The sequence below is a fragment of the Streptomyces sp. NPDC006385 genome (assembly GCF_040612485.1).
Lineage (GTDB): Bacteria > Actinomycetota > Actinomycetes > Streptomycetales > Streptomycetaceae > Streptomyces.
Map to the genome: position 1 here is coordinate 92,585 of NZ_JBEXQG010000023.1, position 17,522 is coordinate 110,106.

Annotated in this window: 15 protein-coding genes; 2 read left to right on the forward strand and 13 right to left on the reverse strand. The window is 70.1% G+C overall.

The window, feature by feature from the left end:
- Positions 1–76 precede the first annotated feature (76 nt).
- Positions 77–1,195, forward strand: coding sequence for a mechanosensitive ion channel domain-containing protein (locus tag ABZ078_RS19885; protein ID WP_356576967.1), 1,119 nt, complete (start codon positions 77–79; stop codon positions 1,193–1,195).
- 40 nt (positions 1,196–1,235) lie between these two features.
- Here ABZ078_RS19885 and ABZ078_RS19890 read toward each other — a convergent pair whose 3' ends face one another.
- The 6 genes from ABZ078_RS19890 to ABZ078_RS19915 form a co-directional block, all read right to left on the reverse strand.
- Entirely contained in the window at positions 1,236–1,976 is a 741-nt protein-coding gene (locus tag ABZ078_RS19890; protein ID WP_356576969.1) for an SDR family oxidoreductase, read from the reverse strand.
- A gap of 38 nt (positions 1,977–2,014) precedes the next feature.
- Complete coding sequence (locus ABZ078_RS19895; protein ID WP_356577007.1) at positions 2,015–3,598, reverse strand: Na+/H+ antiporter; 1,584 nt, start codon at positions 3,596–3,598, stop codon at positions 2,015–2,017.
- An 85-nt stretch (positions 3,599–3,683) separates the two neighbouring features.
- A complete protein-coding gene (locus ABZ078_RS19900; RefSeq protein ID WP_356576971.1) occupies positions 3,684–4,154 on the reverse strand; it encodes a GNAT family N-acetyltransferase in 471 nt (156 codons plus the stop codon).
- Positions 4,151–5,095: an RluA family pseudouridine synthase gene (locus ABZ078_RS19905; RefSeq protein ID WP_356576973.1), complete on the reverse strand. Its 945-nt coding sequence runs from the start codon at positions 5,093–5,095 to the stop codon at positions 4,151–4,153. The genes ABZ078_RS19900 and ABZ078_RS19905 overlap by 4 nt, the downstream gene beginning before the upstream one ends.
- A 75-nt stretch (positions 5,096–5,170) precedes the next feature.
- Entirely contained in the window at positions 5,171–5,827 is a 657-nt protein-coding gene (gene lspA, locus ABZ078_RS19910; RefSeq protein WP_356576975.1) for a signal peptidase II, read from the reverse strand.
- Positions 5,828–5,897: 70 nt separating this feature from the next.
- Positions 5,898–7,499, reverse strand: a complete 1,602-nt coding sequence (locus tag ABZ078_RS19915; protein ID WP_356576976.1) for a TraR/DksA family transcriptional regulator — start codon at positions 7,497–7,499, stop codon at positions 5,898–5,900.
- Positions 7,500–8,093: 594 nt separating this feature from the next.
- Between ABZ078_RS19915 and ileS the strand changes: the two genes are divergently transcribed.
- Complete coding sequence (gene ileS, locus ABZ078_RS19920; protein WP_356576977.1) at positions 8,094–11,237, forward strand: isoleucine--tRNA ligase; 3,144 nt, start codon at positions 8,094–8,096, stop codon at positions 11,235–11,237.
- Positions 11,238–11,447: 210 nt separating this feature from the next.
- Here the strand turns inward: ileS and ABZ078_RS19925 are convergent, their stop codons facing one another.
- From ABZ078_RS19925 to ABZ078_RS19955, 7 genes are all read right to left on the reverse strand, one after another.
- A complete protein-coding gene (locus ABZ078_RS19925; protein ID WP_356576979.1) occupies positions 11,448–12,575 on the reverse strand; it encodes a DivIVA domain-containing protein in 1,128 nt (375 codons plus the stop codon).
- Between the two features lie 55 nt (positions 12,576–12,630).
- A complete protein-coding gene (locus ABZ078_RS19930) occupies positions 12,631–12,918 on the reverse strand; it encodes a YggT family protein (protein ID WP_004001943.1) in 288 nt (95 codons plus the stop codon).
- Between the two features lie 59 nt (positions 12,919–12,977).
- A complete protein-coding gene (gene sepF / locus ABZ078_RS19935) occupies positions 12,978–13,619 on the reverse strand; it encodes a cell division protein SepF (protein ID WP_030049252.1) in 642 nt (213 codons plus the stop codon).
- Positions 13,620–13,741: 122 nt separating this feature from the next.
- Positions 13,742–14,461 carry a YggS family pyridoxal phosphate-dependent enzyme gene (locus ABZ078_RS19940; RefSeq protein ID WP_356576981.1) on the reverse strand — a complete coding sequence of 240 codons (720 nt, stop codon included), beginning with the start codon at positions 14,459–14,461 and terminating at the stop codon, positions 13,742–13,744.
- A gap of 6 nt (positions 14,462–14,467) precedes the next feature.
- Positions 14,468–15,196 (reverse strand): peptidoglycan editing factor PgeF, encoded by a 729-nt coding sequence (gene pgeF / locus ABZ078_RS19945; protein WP_356576983.1) that lies wholly within the window; start codon positions 15,194–15,196, stop codon positions 14,468–14,470.
- A gap of 10 nt (positions 15,197–15,206) precedes the next feature.
- The gene (gene ftsZ, locus ABZ078_RS19950) at positions 15,207–16,424 is read right to left on the reverse strand and encodes a cell division protein FtsZ (protein ID WP_356576985.1); all 1,218 of its coding nucleotides are present in this window, start codon (positions 16,422–16,424) and stop codon (positions 15,207–15,209) included.
- A gap of 288 nt (positions 16,425–16,712) precedes the next feature.
- The gene (locus ABZ078_RS19955; RefSeq protein WP_356576987.1) at positions 16,713–17,510 is read right to left on the reverse strand and encodes an FtsQ-type POTRA domain-containing protein; all 798 of its coding nucleotides are present in this window, start codon (positions 17,508–17,510) and stop codon (positions 16,713–16,715) included.
- Positions 17,511–17,522 lie beyond the last annotated feature (12 nt).

Below are 17,522 nucleotides of genomic sequence, written 5' to 3' on the forward strand. Positions count from 1 at the left end.
GGTCCGACAGCGCAGTGACCACCGCCTCACGGACGCACATGTTCACGACCCCCCTCGGCTGGTTACGTTCGAGGGCATGGAGAACATACTCCGCCCGCTGATCGTGATCGGCGGCTCGGTCCTGCTCACCCTGATCATCGGATGGGCCACCGACCGCCTGTTGCGCAAGGCCGACGACCGGCACGGTGAGACACCGCTGTGGGGTCTGCTGCGCCGCGCCCGCGTCCCCTACCAGCTCGTTCTGTGCGCGGCCCTGCTCAGAGCGTCGTACCACGAGGCCGATCTGCTCCCCGAGCACCGGGTCGCCGTCGGCCGGGTGCTGACGCTGGTGCTGATCGGGACGACGGCCTGGCTGGCGATCCGGATCGCGGCGGCGATCGTGGAGACCTCGTACAGCCGCTATGCCCGCGTCCACCGCGACGCGGCGCGGGTCCGGCGGGTGCGCACCCAGGTGACGCTGATCATGCGCGTGGTGTCGGCGGTCGTCGGCGTGGTGGCCGTGGCGGCGATGCTGCTCACGTTCCCGGCGTTCCGCGCGGCCGGCGCCTCGCTGCTGGCGTCGGCCGGCATCCTCGGCATCGTCGCCGGTGTCGCGGCCCAGTCCACGCTGAGCAACATGTTCGCCGGGTTCCAGATCGCGTTCGGCGACATGGTGCGCCTCGGAGACACGGTCGTGGTGGACGGCGAGTGGGGCACGGTCGAGGAGATCACCCTGACGTTCCTCACGGTGCGTACCTGGGACGAGCGCCGGATCACCATGCCGGTGTCGTACTTCACCGCCAAGGCGTTCGAGAACTGGTCCCGCGGCGGCGCCCAGATGACCGGCACCGTCTTCCTCCACGTCGACCACTCGGCACCGATGGAGAAGATGCGCGAGAGGCTCCGTGACATCCTGCGCGCGTGCCCCGCGTGGGACGGCCGGGACTACGGCCTGGTCGTCACCGACTCGACCCCGAGCACCATGGAGGTACGGGCACTGGTGACGGCGAAGGACGCGGACGACCTGTGGACGGTCCGGGTCACGGTGCGCGAGGAGCTGATCCGCTGGCTGGCCGACCAGCACCCGTACGCACTGCCGCGCGTCAACGCGGCGGACGCCGCCCTGCCGCCGGGCTACCCCGCCCCCGGCCGCATCCCGGCCCGCCGCGCCCACCAGCACGACCACCAGCCGGCGGTGCGCCCGGAGCGGCCCTGACCGGCACCGGCCGGCGTCGGAACGCCGTCGCCGACCGCTCTCAGTGGCCGCGCTCGGCTCCGCCGTTGACCTGGATGATCTGTGAGGTGATGTGCCCGGCGCCGTGGGACGCCAGCCAGTGCAGGGTCGCGGCGACGTCCCCCGGCGTACCGGCCCGCCCGGTCGAGGTCTCCGCGACGAGACGCCGATGCCTCTCCTCGTCCATCGTGTCCCCGAAGAAGTCGGTGTCCTCGACATAGCCCGGCGCGACCACGTTCACCGTGATCCCGCGCGGCCCCAACTGCCGGGCCAGATCGTGGGCGTACGGATGCAGCGCCGCCTTGGACGCCGCGTACGCCCCGCCGCCGGACCCCCGGAAGGCGGCGATCGAGCTGAGGAACAGCACCCGTCCGCCGGGGTCGGCGAGCCGGTCCTTGAGCGCCTCGGTGAGCAGGGCCGCGGTCAGGGTGTTGAGGCCGAAGTTGAGGGTCCAGTGGTGCAGGACGACGTCGAGGGGCTCGTCGCTGTCCACCTTGGGTTCCAGATAGCCGGCCCCTCCGGCGCTGTGGATCAGCACGTCCACGGTGCCGAGCCGCGACGCCACGAACCGCTCCACGCCCCGCACACCGCGCGGCTTGCTCAGGTCCGCCGCGTAGGTGAGGGCGCCGGGCACGCCGGCCCGCTCCAGCACCTCGGGGCGCCGCCCCAGCAGCAGCACCTGATCCCCGTCCGCCGCGAACAGCCGCGCCGCCGCGAGCCCGATTCCCGTACCTCCGCCACTGATCACCACATTGCGAGCCATGATCCGAGCGTACGAAGAGACCGTCCCCGGAGGCGACCTCATCGCAGACTGCGCACGTCCAAATGCCGCAGCACCCGGTCCACCACCTCCGGATCGGCCCCCGGCTCACTGCGCGCCGCCACGACCTCGTGCCGTGCCGCGCTCAGCATCTCGCCCTGGATCCGCCGCACCCGCTTCAGCCGCCGCACCCGCTGCTCATAGGCCTCCCTGCGCTCCTCCTCGCCCATCTCCGGGCTGATCCGCACCCCGATCTCGAACGCCCGCCGCAGCATCTGCTCGGACAGCTCCTCCGGCAGTTCCTCGACGGCCTCGATCTCCCGCAGCCGGCGTTTCGCCGCCTTGGCCGCGCGCACCGCCAGCTGCTTCTCGAACTCCTTCTCCCGCTCGCTGTCGGCGCGCACCCCGAGCCGTTTCACCAGCCACGGCAGGGTCAGCCCCTGCGCCACCAGCGTCGCCATGATCACACCGAACGCGATGAACACGATCTCGTTCCGGTCGGGGAAGGCGGCCCCCGAGTCCGTCTCGAGCGGAATGGCCAGCGCCAGGGCCACCGAGGCGACGCCGCGCATCCCCGCCCACCACATCACGACGGTCTCGCGCCAGCTCATCGGGATCTCCTCGTAGTCCCGCTTGGCGTGCATCCGCTTGGCGAGCCAGGTGGCCGGCAGCAGCCACAGCAGCCGCACCAGTACGACGACCCCGGCCACCGCGGCCGCCCAGGTGAGCATCTCGCCCCACCGCCCGGACGCCGTCCGCACCGCGTTGTGCAGTTCGAGCCCGATCAGACCGAACGCGACGCCGGTGACCAGCGTGTCGACGATGTCCCAGAAGGTGTGCCCGGCGAGCCGGGTCATCACGTCGTCGGGATCGGTGGCGTACTCGGCGAGGAACAGGGCCGTGACGAGCACGGCGAGCACTCCGGAGCCGTGGAGTTCCTCGGCCATCACGTACGAGGCGTACGGCACGAGCAGCGTCAGCCCGATCTGGAGCGTGGCGTCCCCCAGCACGTCCATCAGCTTGTTGGCGCCCCACCCGAGAGCCAGCCCGACGGCCAGCGCCACCACGGCGGACAGCACCAGGTCGAGTCCGGCCTGCCACGGCGAGAAGGTGCCGCTCACGGCGGCCGCGATCGCCACGTGGTACAGCACGATGGCCGTCACGTCGTTGAAGAGTCCCTCGCCCTCCAGGATGGACACCAGCCGCCGCGGCAGCCCGAGTTGCCCGGCGACAGCGGTCGCCGCGACCGGATCGGGCGGCGCGACGAGCGCGCCCAGGGCGAACGCGGCGGCCAGGGGGAGCCCCGGCACGATCGCGTGGGCGACGGCGGCCACGCACACCATCGTGACGAACACCAGCGCCACGGCCAGCAGGAGGATGGGCCGCACGTTCGCCGCGAACTGCCGCCAAGAGGTCCGCCGTACGGCGGCGTACAGCAGCGGCGGCAACAGCAGCGGGAGAATCAGATCCGGCGGGATGTCGACGTTCGGCACGAACTCCAGCAACGCGAGCACGATCCCGAGCAGCGTCATCAGCACCGGCGCCGGCAATCCGAACCGGTCCCCGACCGGGACACTCACCACGGCCCCGAGCAACAGCACGAACAGCAGGGCCAACTGATCCACGGTCAGCACTCCGGGAAGGTCGACGTTCAGCGACAGGTTTCCAGCCTGCCACGCCGGCTTCCGGCACCGGCGCGCACGGGCCTGGCTACAGAGCGCGCCGCATCGCCCGGTGCGGTATCCCCGCGTCCGGGAACTCCGGGCCGTACGCCACGTACCCCAGCCGCTCGTAGAAGCCCAGCGCGTGCGACTGCGCGTGCAGATCCACGGCCGCGAGCCCTCGCGCGCGTGCCGCCTCCTCGATGGCCCGCACCAGGGCCGCTCCGACGCCGAGCCCGCGCGCCGCCCGGGTCACGGCGAGCCGCCCCAGCGAGCCCACCGTCGGGTCGCCGTCGACCTTGGCCGCGGCCGCCTCGCCGTGCAGCAGGCGCCCGGTCCCGAGCGGCGTCCCGTCCTCCCGGACCGCCAGCACATGCACGGCACCGGCGTCGTAGGCGTCGTACTCGATCTCCTGCGGGACGCCCTGCTCGACGACGAAGACCTCCTTGCGCACCGCGAAGCACGCCTCGCGGTCGGCGGGGTCCTCGGCGACGCGCACGACATACGCCGGGGCGCTCATGCCCAGGTCTCCTCGCGGACCTGGTCCAGGGCCTTCTGCAGGTCGGCCGGGTAGTCGCTCTCGAACTCCACCCACTGCCCGTCCCCGGGGTGCTCGAAGCCGAGCCGTACGGCGTGCAGCCACTGGCGGGTCAGGTGCAGCCGCTTGGCGAGCGTCGGGTCGGCGCCGTACGTCAGGTCGCCGACGCAGGGGTGCCGGTGAGCCGCCATGTGGACGCGGATCTGGTGGGTGCGGCCGGTCTCCAGCTTCACGTCGAGCAGCGAGGCGGCGCGGAACGCCTCGATCAGGTCGTAGTGCGTGATCGACGGCTTGCCCTCGGCCGTGACCGCCCACTTGTAGTCGTGGTGGGGGTGGCGGCCGATGGGCGCGTCGATGGTGCCGCTGGTCGGGTCCGGGTGGCCCTGTACCAGCGTGTGGTACCGCTTGTCGACCGTGCGCTCCTTGAACTGGCGCTTGAGCGACGTGTACGCGTACTCGGACTTGGCCACGGCCATCAGCCCCGAGGTGCCCACGTCGAGCCGGTGCACGATGCCCTGACGCTCGGCGGCGCCGGACGTCGAGATCCGATAGCCGGCCGCGGCCAGACCGCCGATGACCGTCGGTCCGCTCCAGCCCGGCGACGGATGCGCGGCGACGCCGACGGGCTTGACGATCACGACCACGTCATCGTCGTCGTGCACGATCTCCATGCCCTCGACCGGCTCGGCGACGACCTGCACCGGCGCCGGTGCCTGCGGCATCTCCACCTCCAGCCAGGCGCCGCCGTGCACCCGCTCCGACTTGCCGACCACCGACCCGTCGACCGTGACCTTCCCCGCGGCGGCGAGCTCGGCCGCCTTGGTCCGGGAGAAGCCGAACATGCGGGAGATGGCGGCGTCGACGCGCTCGCCCTCCAGGCCGTCGGGCACGGGCAGGGTACGGATCTCGGGAATCGTGCTCACCCGTCGAGTATGCCGGACGGGTGAGACAGTCCCGTACGGAGCCTGTGGACAACCTCGCGCAGGCCCCTCGCGGTCTCAGTCCTTGTGCACGGTCCCGTCGGGGTCCAGCCCCTTGAACGACAGCAGCACGATCAGGATGCCGCCGCACACGATCGCCGAGTCGGCGAGGTTGAACACCGCGAAGTGCTTGGGCGCGATGAAGTCCACCACCGCGCCCTGGAAGACGCCGGGCGAGCGGAAGATCCGGTCGGTGAGGTTGCCGAGCGCACCGCCGAGCAGCAGGCCGAGCGCGATCGCCCAGGGCAGGCTGTACAGCTTGCGGGCGAGCCGGGCGATCACCACGATCACGGCCGCCGCGATCACCGTGAAGATCACGGTGAACGCCTCACCGAAGCCGAAGGCCGCGCCCGCGTTGCGGATCGCCTCGAACCTCAGCCAGTCCCCGATGATCTCGATCGGCGGGTGGTGCTCCAGCTTCTCGACCACGATGATCTTGCTGATCAGGTCGAGGGCGTACGCGAAGGCGGCGACCCCGAACAGCACGGCGACACGGCGCCTGCCCCGGGGCCGCTCCGCCGCGGCGGCAGCCGGGTCGTCCGCACCGGACGACTCGCCCGACGCCGTGCTCGCGACGCCCCCGGCGTCCTTCGCGGCCTGGTCGGACCGCTCCGGCCCGGCTCCCGCCGCCTCTGGGGTGTCCGGCGTACCGATGATGCGCTCCGCCTCTGCCACGTGAGTCCCTCAACCTAGGTACCTGACTGAGGACGAGAGTACGACACGTCCGACGGCACCCGGATACCGGTCAGTACCGCCGTTCCTGCTTCTGCTTGCACTCGACGCACAGGGTCGCCCGCGGGAATGCCTGCATCCGCGCCTTGCCGATCGGGTTGCCGCAGTTCTCGCACAGGCCGTAGGTGCCCGCGTCGAGCCGCTCCAGGGCCCGCTCGGTCTGGCTGAGCATCTCCCGCGCGTTGGCGGCGAGCGCCAGTTCGTGCTCGCGCGTGATGTTCTTGGCGCCGGTGTCCGCCTGGTCGTCGCCCGCGCCGTCCCCTGAGTCCCGCATCAGACCGGCGAGAGACTGCTCGGACGAGGTGATCTCGTCGCGCAGCCGCTTCTCCTCGGCCTGCAGCTCGGCCCGCGCCTCTTCGACCTCCTGCGGGGTCCAGGGGTCCTCACCGGGGCGCACCGCGAGGTCGCCGGGCTCCGCCGCGGCGATGCGTGCCTTGGGAACGGCGGTCTTCGCCGCCGTGGCCGTGCCAGGAGTCTTCTTCGCAACCACCGTCGTGGCTCCCGTCTGCTCCGCGGCCTGCGCCGCGCCCGCCTTCTTGGCCCTGCTCTCGACGGCCGCGCTCTCCCCGGCCGCCCGCTCCACGCCCACGCCCTGCTCGGCCGCCTCCCCCGCGACCGCCCTCTTCTTCCTCGCGCGCCCCTGGGCGACGCCCTTCTCGCGGGCCGTCTTCACCCCGACCGCCTTCTCCGCGACCACTTCCTGCCCAGCCGGAGCCCTTTCCACCGCTTCCTCACCGGCTACTTCCTGCCCGGCCGCCGCCTCTCCGGCCGCTTGCTCACCGGCTGCTTCCTCACCGACGGCCACCTTTGCGGCCACCTTCTTTGCGGCGCCTTCCTCGGCCGCGGCCTTCTTTGCTGCACCTTCCTCGGCTGCGGCCTTCTTACCGGCACCTCGCCCAGCCACAGCCTTCTTGGCCGCGACCTTCTTGGCCACAGCCTTCTTGGCCGCGACCTTCTTGGCCACAGCCTTCTTGGCCGCGACCTTCTTGGCCGCACTCTTCTTTTTCGGAGCCGCCCTCGTCCCCGCCGCCGCCTTCTTGCCCACGGTGCCCGCGGCTGCCGCCTCCTCACCGACCGCCGACGCTGCCGTCGCCTCTCCAGCCACCGGTTCCTTGGCCGCCCTGCCTCGGGATACGACATTCTTGGCCCCCGCCTTCTTGGCGGCAGCTTCCTTGGCAGCAGCCTTCTTCGAAGATGCCCCCTTGGAAGCGGCCGCCCTCCCGCCACCCGCTTTGGGAGCAGCCCTGGCAGCCGCGCCCCTGGCAGCGCCCTTCTTCACGGCCGCCTTCTTCACGGCCGTCTTCTTCACTGCCGCCTCAGAGGCCGTCTTCTTCACTGCCTTCTTCGCCTCCGGCTCAGCGCCCCCCTTCGCCCCGGTCCCCTTGGACCCAGCGCCCTTCACAGCCGACGCCGACTCCCCCGGCCCGCCCGCGGCAGCCCCCCGCACCGTCTTCACCGGCTTCCCGCCCCGCGCCCCCGCCGAACCCCCCGTCGCGATCTTCTTCCCGCCCACATCCTTGGCCGCACCGCCGGAGGCACCCGCACCGCCGGAGGCACCCGCATGTGTGGATCTGCCCGACGCCGACTGCTGTACGGCGGTCTTCTTCGCCACCATGCCGCGGCCCCTTCACATATTGTGATCTTGCTCGCGAATCGTGCTGGGACGATAAATCGACTTGAGTCCCGCGGCAACGGGGCACACCGCCCGATTCGCCCGCCTCGCGCATGTCACGCGTGAGACCTGCATGCGTTGTGCCCAGCTCCCCGCCGGGTATGCCGCCGAGCCGAACGTCCCAGAATCCGAACACACGTACCGCGCCATTCGGGTCATCCGGGCGCGAACGGCGCCCCCTCCCCCAGGTGCCGGAAATCCGGTCGGCCGCTGTCGCCCCGGCGCCGTACACTGGGCGGAGCGAAAAGCATGGATGGGGACGAGTAGCGGCGTACGCAGCCCACAGCGACCCGGGGACGGTGGAAGCCCGGGGGCGAGCGCGACGTGAAGATCACCCCGGAGCCGCCGGAAGAAAGCCTCCTGAGGGCGAGTAGAACCGGCATCGCGACCCCAATGAGGGGGTTCACCGACGCACACCCCGCGTCGGCGGGCCAAGGAGGGTGGTACCGCGGGAGCGCGCCGAAACCGGCGTAAGGAAAGAAACGGCTCTCGTCCCTCCGGACGGAAGGCAGCAAGTCCGCCGGAGGAAGCTCGCTGATGACAACGCCGACGTACCGCCAGGTGCCCGCCCAGGTCGACCTGCCCGCGCTCGAGCACGCCGTGCTCGACTTCTGGCGCGAGCAGAAGATCTTCGCCAAGAGCCTGCAGCAGTCCGAGGGGCGCCCCGAGTGGGTGTTCTACGAGGGCCCGCCCACCGCCAACGGCATGCCCGGCGCCCACCACATCGAGGCCCGCGTCTTCAAGGACGTCTTCCCCCGCTTCCGCACGATGCGCGGCTACCACGTGGCCCGCAAGGCCGGCTGGGACTGCCACGGCCTGCCGGTCGAGCTGGCGGTGGAGAAGGAACTCGGCTTCAGCGGCAAGCAGGACATCGAGGCGTACGGCATCGCGGAGTTCAACGCCAAGTGCCGCGAATCCGTGACCCGGCACACCGACGCGTTCGCCGCGCTCACCGACCGCATGGGCTACTGGACGGACCTCGACGATCCGTACCGCACGATGGACCCCGAGTACATCGAGTCGGTCTGGTGGTCGCTGAAGGAGATCTTCAGCAAGGGCCTGCTGGTCCAGGACTACCGCGTCGCGCCCTGGTGCCCGCGCTGCGGCACCGGCCTGTCGGACCACGAGCTGGCGCAGGGCTACGAGACGGTCGTGGACCCGTCCGTGTACGTCCGTTTCCCGCTCACCTCCGGTCCGCTCGCCGGCGAGGCCGCGCTCCTGGTGTGGACGACCACCCCCTGGACCCTGGTGTCCAACACGGCGGTCGCCGCGCACCCCGAGGTCACCTACGTGGTCGCGACCAACGGTGAGGAGAAGCTCGTCGTCGCCGAGCCGCTCGTCGCCAAGGCGCTCGGCGAGGGCTGGGAGACCACGGGCCGGACCTTCACCGGCGCCGAGATGGAGCGCTGGACGTATCAACGTCCGTTCGAGCTGGTCGAGTTCCCGGCGGACGCGCACTTCGTCGTGAACGCCGACTACGTCACGACCGAGGACGGTACGGGCCTGGTCCACCAGTCCCCCGCCTTCGGTGAGGACGACCTCAAGGTCTGCCGCGCCTACGGCCTGCCGGTCGTGAACCCGGTCCGCCCCGACGGCGCGTTCGCTGCGGACGTCCCCCTGGTCGGCGGCGTCTTCTTCAAGAAGGCCGACGAAAAACTCACCGAGGACCTCCAGCAGCGCGGTCTGCTCTTCAAGCACATCCCGTACGAGCACAGCTACCCGCACTGCTGGCGCTGCCACACCGCGCTGCTCTACTACGCGCAGCCGTCCTGGTACATCCGCACCACCGCCGTCAAGGACCGCCTCCTCCAGGAGAACGAGAAGACCAACTGGTTCCCGGACACGGTCAAGCACGGCCGGTACGGCGACTGGCTGAACAACAACATCGACTGGGCGCTGTCCCGCAACCGCTACTGGGGCACCCCGCTGCCGATCTGGCGCTGCGAGGACGACCACCTCACCTGCGTCGGCTCCCGCGCGGAGCTCACCGAGCTGACCGGCACCGACCAGTCGGGGCTGGACCCGCACCGCCCGTACATCGACGACGTCACCTTCGCCTGCCGCCACGACGACTGCGGCAAGACGGCCACGCGCGTGCCGGAGGTCATCGACGCCTGGTACGACTCGGGTTCGATGCCGTTCGCACAGTGGGGTTACCCGCACAAGAACAAGGACCTGTTCGAGTCCCGCTACCCGGCGCAGTTCATCAGCGAGGCCATCGACCAGACCCGCGGCTGGTTCTACACGCTGATGGCGGTCGGCACGCTGGTCTTCGACGAGTCCTCGTACGAGAACGTCGTCTGCCTCGGTCACATCCTCGCCGAGGACGGCCGCAAGATGTCCAAGCACCTGGGCAACACCCTGGACCCGATCCCGCTCATGGACCGGCACGGCGCGGACGCGGTCCGCTGGTTCATGGCGGCCGGCGGCTCCCCCTGGGCGGCCCGACGGGTCGGCCACGGCACCATCCAGGAGGTCGTCCGCAAGACGCTCCTCACGTACTGGAACACGGTCGCCTTCCAGGCCCTGTACGCCCGTACGTCGAACTGGGCTCCCTCCGAGGCCGACCCGGCCCCGGCGGACCGCCCGATCCTGGACCGCTGGCTGCTGTCCGAGCTGCACGCACTCACCGACCAGGTCACCCAGGCCCTGGAGTCGTACGACACCCAGCGCGCCGGCAAACTGCTCTCGGCGTTCGTCGACGACCTGTCCAACTGGTACGTCCGCCGCTCGCGCCGCCGCTTCTGGCAGGGCGACAAGGCCGCGCTGCGCACGCTGCACGAGGTCGTGGAGACGGTCACCAAGCTGATGGCCCCGCTGACCCCGTTCATCACCGAGCGGGTCTGGCAGGACCTGGTGGTGCCGGTCACCCCGGGCGCCCCGGAGTCCGTCCACCTGGCCTCCTGGCCGCAGGCGGACCTCACGGTGATCGACCCGGAGCTGTCGCGGCAGATGATCCTGGTCCGCCGCCTGGTGGAGCTGGGCCGTGCCACGCGCGCGGAGTCGGGTGTCAAGACGCGTCAGCCGCTGAAGCGGGCACTGGTGGCGGCGACGGGCTTCGACGCCCTCAACCCCGAGCTGCACGCGCAGATCACCGAGGAGCTGAACGTGGAGGGGCTGGCGTCGCTGAGCGAGGTCGGCGGCAGCCTGGTCGACACCACCGCCAAGGCCAACTTCCGCGCCCTGGGCAAGCGGTTCGGCAAGCGCGTCCAGGATGTGGCGAAGGCCATCGCGAACGCGGACGCGGCGGCGCTGTCGCTGGCCCTGCGCGAGGGCACGGCGTCGGTGGAGGTCGACGGCGAGACGGTCACCCTCGCTCCGGACGAGGTGATCATCACGGAGACCCCGCGCGAGGGCTGGTCGGTGGCGTCCGACTCCGGCGCGACGGTCGCCCTGGACCTGGAGATCACGGAGGAACTCCGCCGCGCGGGCCTGGCCCGTGACGCGATCCGCCTGATCCAGGAGGCCCGCAAGAACAGCGGCCTGGACGTGGCCGACCGGATCGCCCTGCGGTGGACGGCGACGGACGAGGCGACGATCGCGGCGCTGACCGAGCACTCCGGGCTCATCGCCGACGAGGTCCTCGCCACGGACTTCGCCCAGGGCGAGGCGGACGACACCTACGGCTCCCCGTTCACGGACGAGGGCCTGACCCTGACGTTCCGCCTGCGCAAGGTGTAGCGAGGCTCGGCCGAACAGCCGAAGGCCCGGGACCGCCAAAAAATCTTGGTGGTCCCGGGCCTTCGGCGTTGTGTACGTCGGACACCGCACCCAACCCCCGAACAAACGCCGCAAACCCCGTGAACACGCGTAGCAAAAGGGCGGGGCCCCGGATCGAGATCCGGGGCCCCGCCCTGAACGCTGCCGACGCCTACGGCGTACTACCCACCGTCAGTTGTCGTCCTCGTCGATGAGGAACCCGCGCATCGGCGACGGAGCCTGGCCCATCGGGGACGGACCCTGCGGCCGGACCGGTGCCATCGGCTGGGTCATCGCCGGCGACATCTGCTGCTGACCGCCGTAGGAGGGGCCGGCCGGAGACGGGGCGCCGCCCATCGTCTGGTTGCCGCCGTACGACGGGGCACTCGCGCCGGCCGGTGCCATGGAGGGCGCCGGGGACGGCGGGAGGGACGCCGTGGCCGGGGTGCGCGGCGGGGCGAGCGAGTCGTCCGCCTGGGTCTCCAGCTGGCGCAGCTGGGACTCCAGGTAGGACTTCAGCCGCGTGCGGTACTCGCGCTCGAAGCCGCGCAGGTCCTCGACCTTGCGCTCCAGCGTGGCGCGGGCGGACTCCAGGGAGCCCATCGCGACGCGGTGCTTCTCCTGCGCGTCCCGCTCCAGGGCGTCCGCCTTGGCACGGGCGTCACGCTCGAGACCCTCGGCACGCGAACGCGCCTCGCCGACGATCTTGTTGGCCTCGGAACGGGCCTCGGCGATCGCCTGGTCGGCGGTCTGCTGCGCCAGCGACAGCACGCGCGCGGCGCTGTCGCCACCGGGGCCGCCCTGACCGGGACCGCCCATCGGGCCACCCATCGGACCGCCCATGGGGCCGCCCATCTGCTGCATGGGGGGCTGGCCCATCGGCCCTGGACCCTGGCCCATCGGACCGGGGCCCTGAGGGCCACCCTGACCGCCGGGACCGGCGGGCAGCTGCGGGGCACCGCTCGGCAGCTGGGGCGGGCCACCCATGGGGCCACCCATCTGCTGCTGCGGCGGGCCCGATATCCCGGCGGGGACAGGAGCCCCGGGACCACGCATGCCCTGCTGAGGCATGCCGCCCTGCTGCTGGTCCTGCGGTCCGCCGGGACCCTCCGGCGGCTTGCGCATGTTCTGCTGGTTCTGGGCAGCAGCGCGCGTGGCCGCGGCCAGCTTGGCGCGCAGGTCCTCGTTCTCGCGGAGCAGGCGGGTCAGTTCGGCTTCGACCTCATCGAGGAAGGCATCGACCTCGTCCTCGTCATAGCCTTCTCGGAGGCGGACGGTCGTGAACTGCTTGTTCCGCACGTCCTCGGGGGTCAACGGCATCTCTTCACCTCAACGTAGTCGTCGGCAGTCGGCAAGACCGTATCTGTCACATCGCTCACATCGCGCTCCGCACGAGCGTGATCAGGATGTAGACGATGATCATCAGTACGAAGAAGGACAGGTCGAGCGCCACGCCCCCGAGACGCAGCGGCGGGATAACCCGCCGCAGAAGCTTCAGCGGTGGATCAGTGACAGTGTAGGTGGCCTCCAGAACGACCACCATCGCCTTGCCGGGTTGCCATGAGCGGGCGAACTGGAAGACGTAGTCCATGACCAACCGGAAGATCAGCACGATGAGGAAGACCATCAGCGCGATGTAGAGAACCTGCAAGACCACGCTCATGACTGGTGCTTCCCTCTCCCCTGTTCCCTGTTCCGTGCGGTTCTTTCCGGTGGTGCGTCTCAGCTCTGGTTGAAGAACCCGCCCTCTGCGATGCGGGCCTTGTCCTCCGCCGTGACATCGACGTTAGCAGGCGACAACAGGAACACCTTCTGCGTCACCCGCTCGATGCTGCCGTGAAGACCAAACACCAAACCGGCCGCAAAGTCGACAAGTCGCTTGGCGTCTGTGTCATCCATCTCAGTCAGATTCATGATCACCGGGGTGCCCTCACGGAAGTGTTCCCCGATGGTACGGGCCTCGTTGTAGGTCCGCGGGTGAAGCGTGGTGATCCGGTAAGGCTCTCGTTCCGATACGACCTTGGGCATGATCACCGGTGCGTTCTTCTCCAGGCTTGCGCGTTCTTGTGTGATGGACGCCACGGGCGCGATGCGCGCCGGACGGCCGGATTCCGCGGGGAGCGAAGTCGATCGAGCCACCGGTTCGCGCGGCGCGGGCGGCTGAACGATTCGCACCTCTTCGTCCCTTTGGGACTGATGTGCACTGTGCGACTGGTGCGACGGCTCGTGCCGTCGGTGGTCCCGCTCGGGCTCCGGGTCCAGTTCGGGCTCGAAGTCGTCATCGGGGTCGAACCCCCGGCCGTCGTACCCATCGTCCTCCACGAGGCCGAGGTAGACCGCCATCTTGCGCATCGCGCCGGCCATGCTCTGAGTCCTCCGCTCTGTGGTGGATCGACTGCCAAGTGCCCGCGATCCACGCGGTCGTTACGCCCAACTTTCGGCGACATTGACCATATTTTCTGCTGTGGTCCGACTTCTTGGCGACGTTACCCGAGCCTGGGGCGGACTCCGAGTACCGCAGTGCCGACGCGCACATGTGTCGCACCGGCCGCCACGGCCTCTTCGAGATCCGCACTCATCCCTGCGGACACCATGTTCGCAGCCGGATGAGCTCGGCGCAGGTCGGTCGACAAATCCATCAACCGCTCGAACGCCGCCTGTTGGCGGCCCGCGTACTCCCCGGTGAGCGGTGCGACGGTCATGAGCCCGTCGAGCCGGAGCCCCGGCGCCTTCGCCACGAAGTCGGCCAACTCCTCGATCCCGCTCGGCGCCACACCACCCCTCTCACCCCTCGCGCTCTCGCCCGCGTCCAGCGCCACCTGGATGAGGCAGCCCACCTCCCGCTCCTGCCGTACGGCCTCCTTCGAGAGCGCCGTCACCAGCTTGGAACGGTCGACGGACTGCACGAGATCCGCGTAACCGACCACGGATCGCACCTTGTTGGTCTGCAACTGGCCGACAAAGTGCCACACAAGGGGTAGATCCGAGCATGCGGCGGCCTTCGGCGCCGCGTCCTGGTCACGGTTCTCGGCGACGTGGCGCACACCGAGTTCCGACAGGATCCGCACATCGCTGGCGGGGTAGGTCTTGGTGACCACGATCAGAGTCACCTCCGCGCGGTCACGCCCGGCCGCCGCACAGGCCGCGGCGATGCGGTGCTCCACTTTCGCCAGATTCGCGGCGAGTTCGTCCTTACGGTCCGTCATGTCCATTCAGTCCAGCCAGACATAGCCCGCGAGCCGACCGGTGGTGCGGTCGCGGCGGTACGAGAAGTGGTCGCTCGACTCCCGCGTGCACACCGGTGACTGCTCCCGGTCGCCCACGCCGAGCTTCGCAAGCTGGGCGTGCACTCCGGCGGCCACATCCACCGCCGGCGTGCCCCAACTCGTCTCGGCGTACGCCGCCGGCTCCACGGCGGCCACCTCGGCGCGCATCGCCTCCGGCACCTCGTAGCACCGGCCGCAGACGGCGGGGCCGGTGCGGGCGACGATCCGGTCGGGGTCGGCGCCCAGTTCCGTCATCGCGCGTAGCGTCGCCGGGACGACCCCGGCGATCATGCCGGGCCGGCCGGCGTGGGCCGCGGCGACGATCCCGGCGACCGGGTCGGCCAGCAGGACCGGTACGCAGTCGGCGGTGAGGACGGCGAGGGCGAGACCCCGCCGCGCCGTGACCACCGCGTCGACGTCGGGCACCGGACGATCACGCCATGGCCCGTCGACCACCGCGACGTCCGTCCCGTGCACCTGGTTCATCCAGACGACCTGGCCCGGACCGAGCCCGAGCGACTTGGCGGCGAGCTCGCGATTGGTCAGTACGGCGTCGGTGTCGTCACCGACCGCCCCACCGAGGTTGAGCTCCTCATACGGAGCGGCGCTCACCCCGCCCCACCGGTCGGTGAAGGCGAAGTGCGCGCCGCTCACGGTGTCGCGCTGTCCTATCACGTCAGAAGAATCACTTAAGGAAGTCCGGGACGTCCAGTTCCTCCGCCGCGCTGTCGGCGTAGGTACGCGACGGCGGGACCGGCGGGGCGACCGGGATGTCGGCCACCGGGTCCACCGGCGGGGCGGGCTCGGTGTCCTCCTTCGGCGTGACGCTGCCGAGCGAACCGAAGGACGGGCGGCTTTCCGGCTGCTGCCGTACCGGAGTGGGCTCCTCACGGCGGGCCGAGGAGGAGGAAGAGGAGGAGGTCGAGCCGAGGACGTTGTCCCGGCGGGCCGGCGGCTGACCGCCGTCGAAGCCGGCCGCGATCACGGTGACCCGGACCTCGTCGCCGAGGGCGTCGTCGATGACGGCGCCGAAGATGATGTTGGCCTCGGGGTGGGCGGCCTCGCTGACCAGCTGGGCGGCCTCGTTGATCTCGAACAGGCCGAGGTCCGAGCCACCGGAGATGGAGAGCAGCACACCGCGGGCGCCGTCGATGGACGCCTCCAGCAGTGGCGAGGAGATCGCCATCTCGGCGGCGGCCACCGCGCGGTCGTCGCCGCGGGCCGAGCCGATGCCCATGAGGGCCGAACCGGCCTCGGACATGACCGACTTGACGTCGGCGAAGTCGAGGTTGATCAGACCCGGCGTGGTGATGAGGTCGGTGATGCCCTGGACACCGGAGAGCAGGACCTGGTCCGCCGACTTGAAGGCGTCGAGGACCGAGACCTGGCGGTCCGAGATGGACAGCAGCCGGTCGTTCGGGATGACGATGAGGGTGTCGACCTCTTCGCGGAGCTCGGCGATGCCGTCCTCGGCCTGGTTGGCGCGGCGCCGTCCCTCGAAGGTGAACGGGCGCGTGACCACGCCGATGGTGAGGGCGCCCAGCGAGCGTGCGATGTTGGCCACGACGGGGGCCCCGCCGGTGCCGGTGCCGCCGCCTTCACCGGCTGTCACGAAGACCATGTCGGCCCCCTTGAGGACCTCCTCGATCTCCTCGCGGTGGTCCTCGGCGGCCTTGCGGCCGACAGCCGGGTTGGCTCCGGCGCCGAGTCCGCGGGTGAGTTCACGGCCGACGTCCAGCTTGACGTCGGCGTCGCTCATCAACAGAGCTTGCGCGTCGGTGTTGATAGCGATGAACTCGACGCCCTTGAGACCGACCTCGATCATCCGGTTGATGGCATTGACACCACCGCCGCCGACACCGATGACTTTGATGACTGCGAGGTAGTTCTGCGGTGCTGCCACGTCGAAGGCCTCTCGCCTCGAGTTACGGGTCGTCGGATCACGGGAAGCGCTGGGCCTTCGCGAACCGGCGACTGATGCCGAATGGGACGGTCCGTAGCGCCGACCCGAACCCTAACCCTGAAGTTTAGGGTTACCAGTGTGTCTGTTCCATGAAGTCTTCTGAACAGGACACTAAGTCGACAAGTGGCGCACGTTCAACGAACACGCCGAACCTCCCGTTTTTCTTTTCACCCTATGTGATCAGCCATGTCGCTGCCCAACCAGGGTGCTGGCCTGCTCGGATGTGCGTCAACTCTCCGCTGACGCAGGGGCGGTGGGAACGCTGACGTCGAAGTACCGCGCATCCGGCGAGGCTTTCATGAGAGCGGTGAGCGTGCGAGCCTTCGCGGCACCCCTCTCGCCACTCCCCCACGCGACGATTCGACCGTCGCTCAACTCCAGTGAGATGTCGTCGTAGGAACGGACCTTGACCACCAGGGTGTAACGGGCGACGGCGGCCGGAATGGCGCCGGCGACCCGCACCGCCTCGCGCACCAGGCGGTCCTCGCCGAAGCGGCGCAGGCTCGCGGCGGCGGAGCCCGACCGGGACAGCGTCAATTCCAGTACGGGGACGCCTTTCGGGGGTGCGGAAACTGTGGCGAATCGGACACCTTCATCGTCCACTTCGACGAAGTTTCCGCCCTTTTGGACAATCAGAACCGGAGTACGCTCCACCACTTTCAGGCCGATTCCGTGCGGCCAGGAGCGGACCACGTCAACCGCGTCAATTCGGGGCAATTTCCGTCGCAGCCGTGCCTCAATCACCCCGGTGTCGACGGAAATCAGCGGTGCCCCGACCGGGACGTCGGCGGCCTCGCCCACCTGAGTGGGAGTCAGAACCTTTGTGCCGGAGATGGATACGCGCTCGACGCGCAGCCACTGGGAGCCGAACAACACCCAGACGGACCCCGCGCCGAGGAGCGCGAGGACGACGACAAAGATGATCATCGTACGAAGGCGTGGCAGCCTCAACCGCCGCCGGGGAAGGGGCGGGTCGGACGACTCCTGCTGGCGTTCACCGCGCTCGGCGGTAGTCGGTCCGGCCACGCTCCCTGCCCT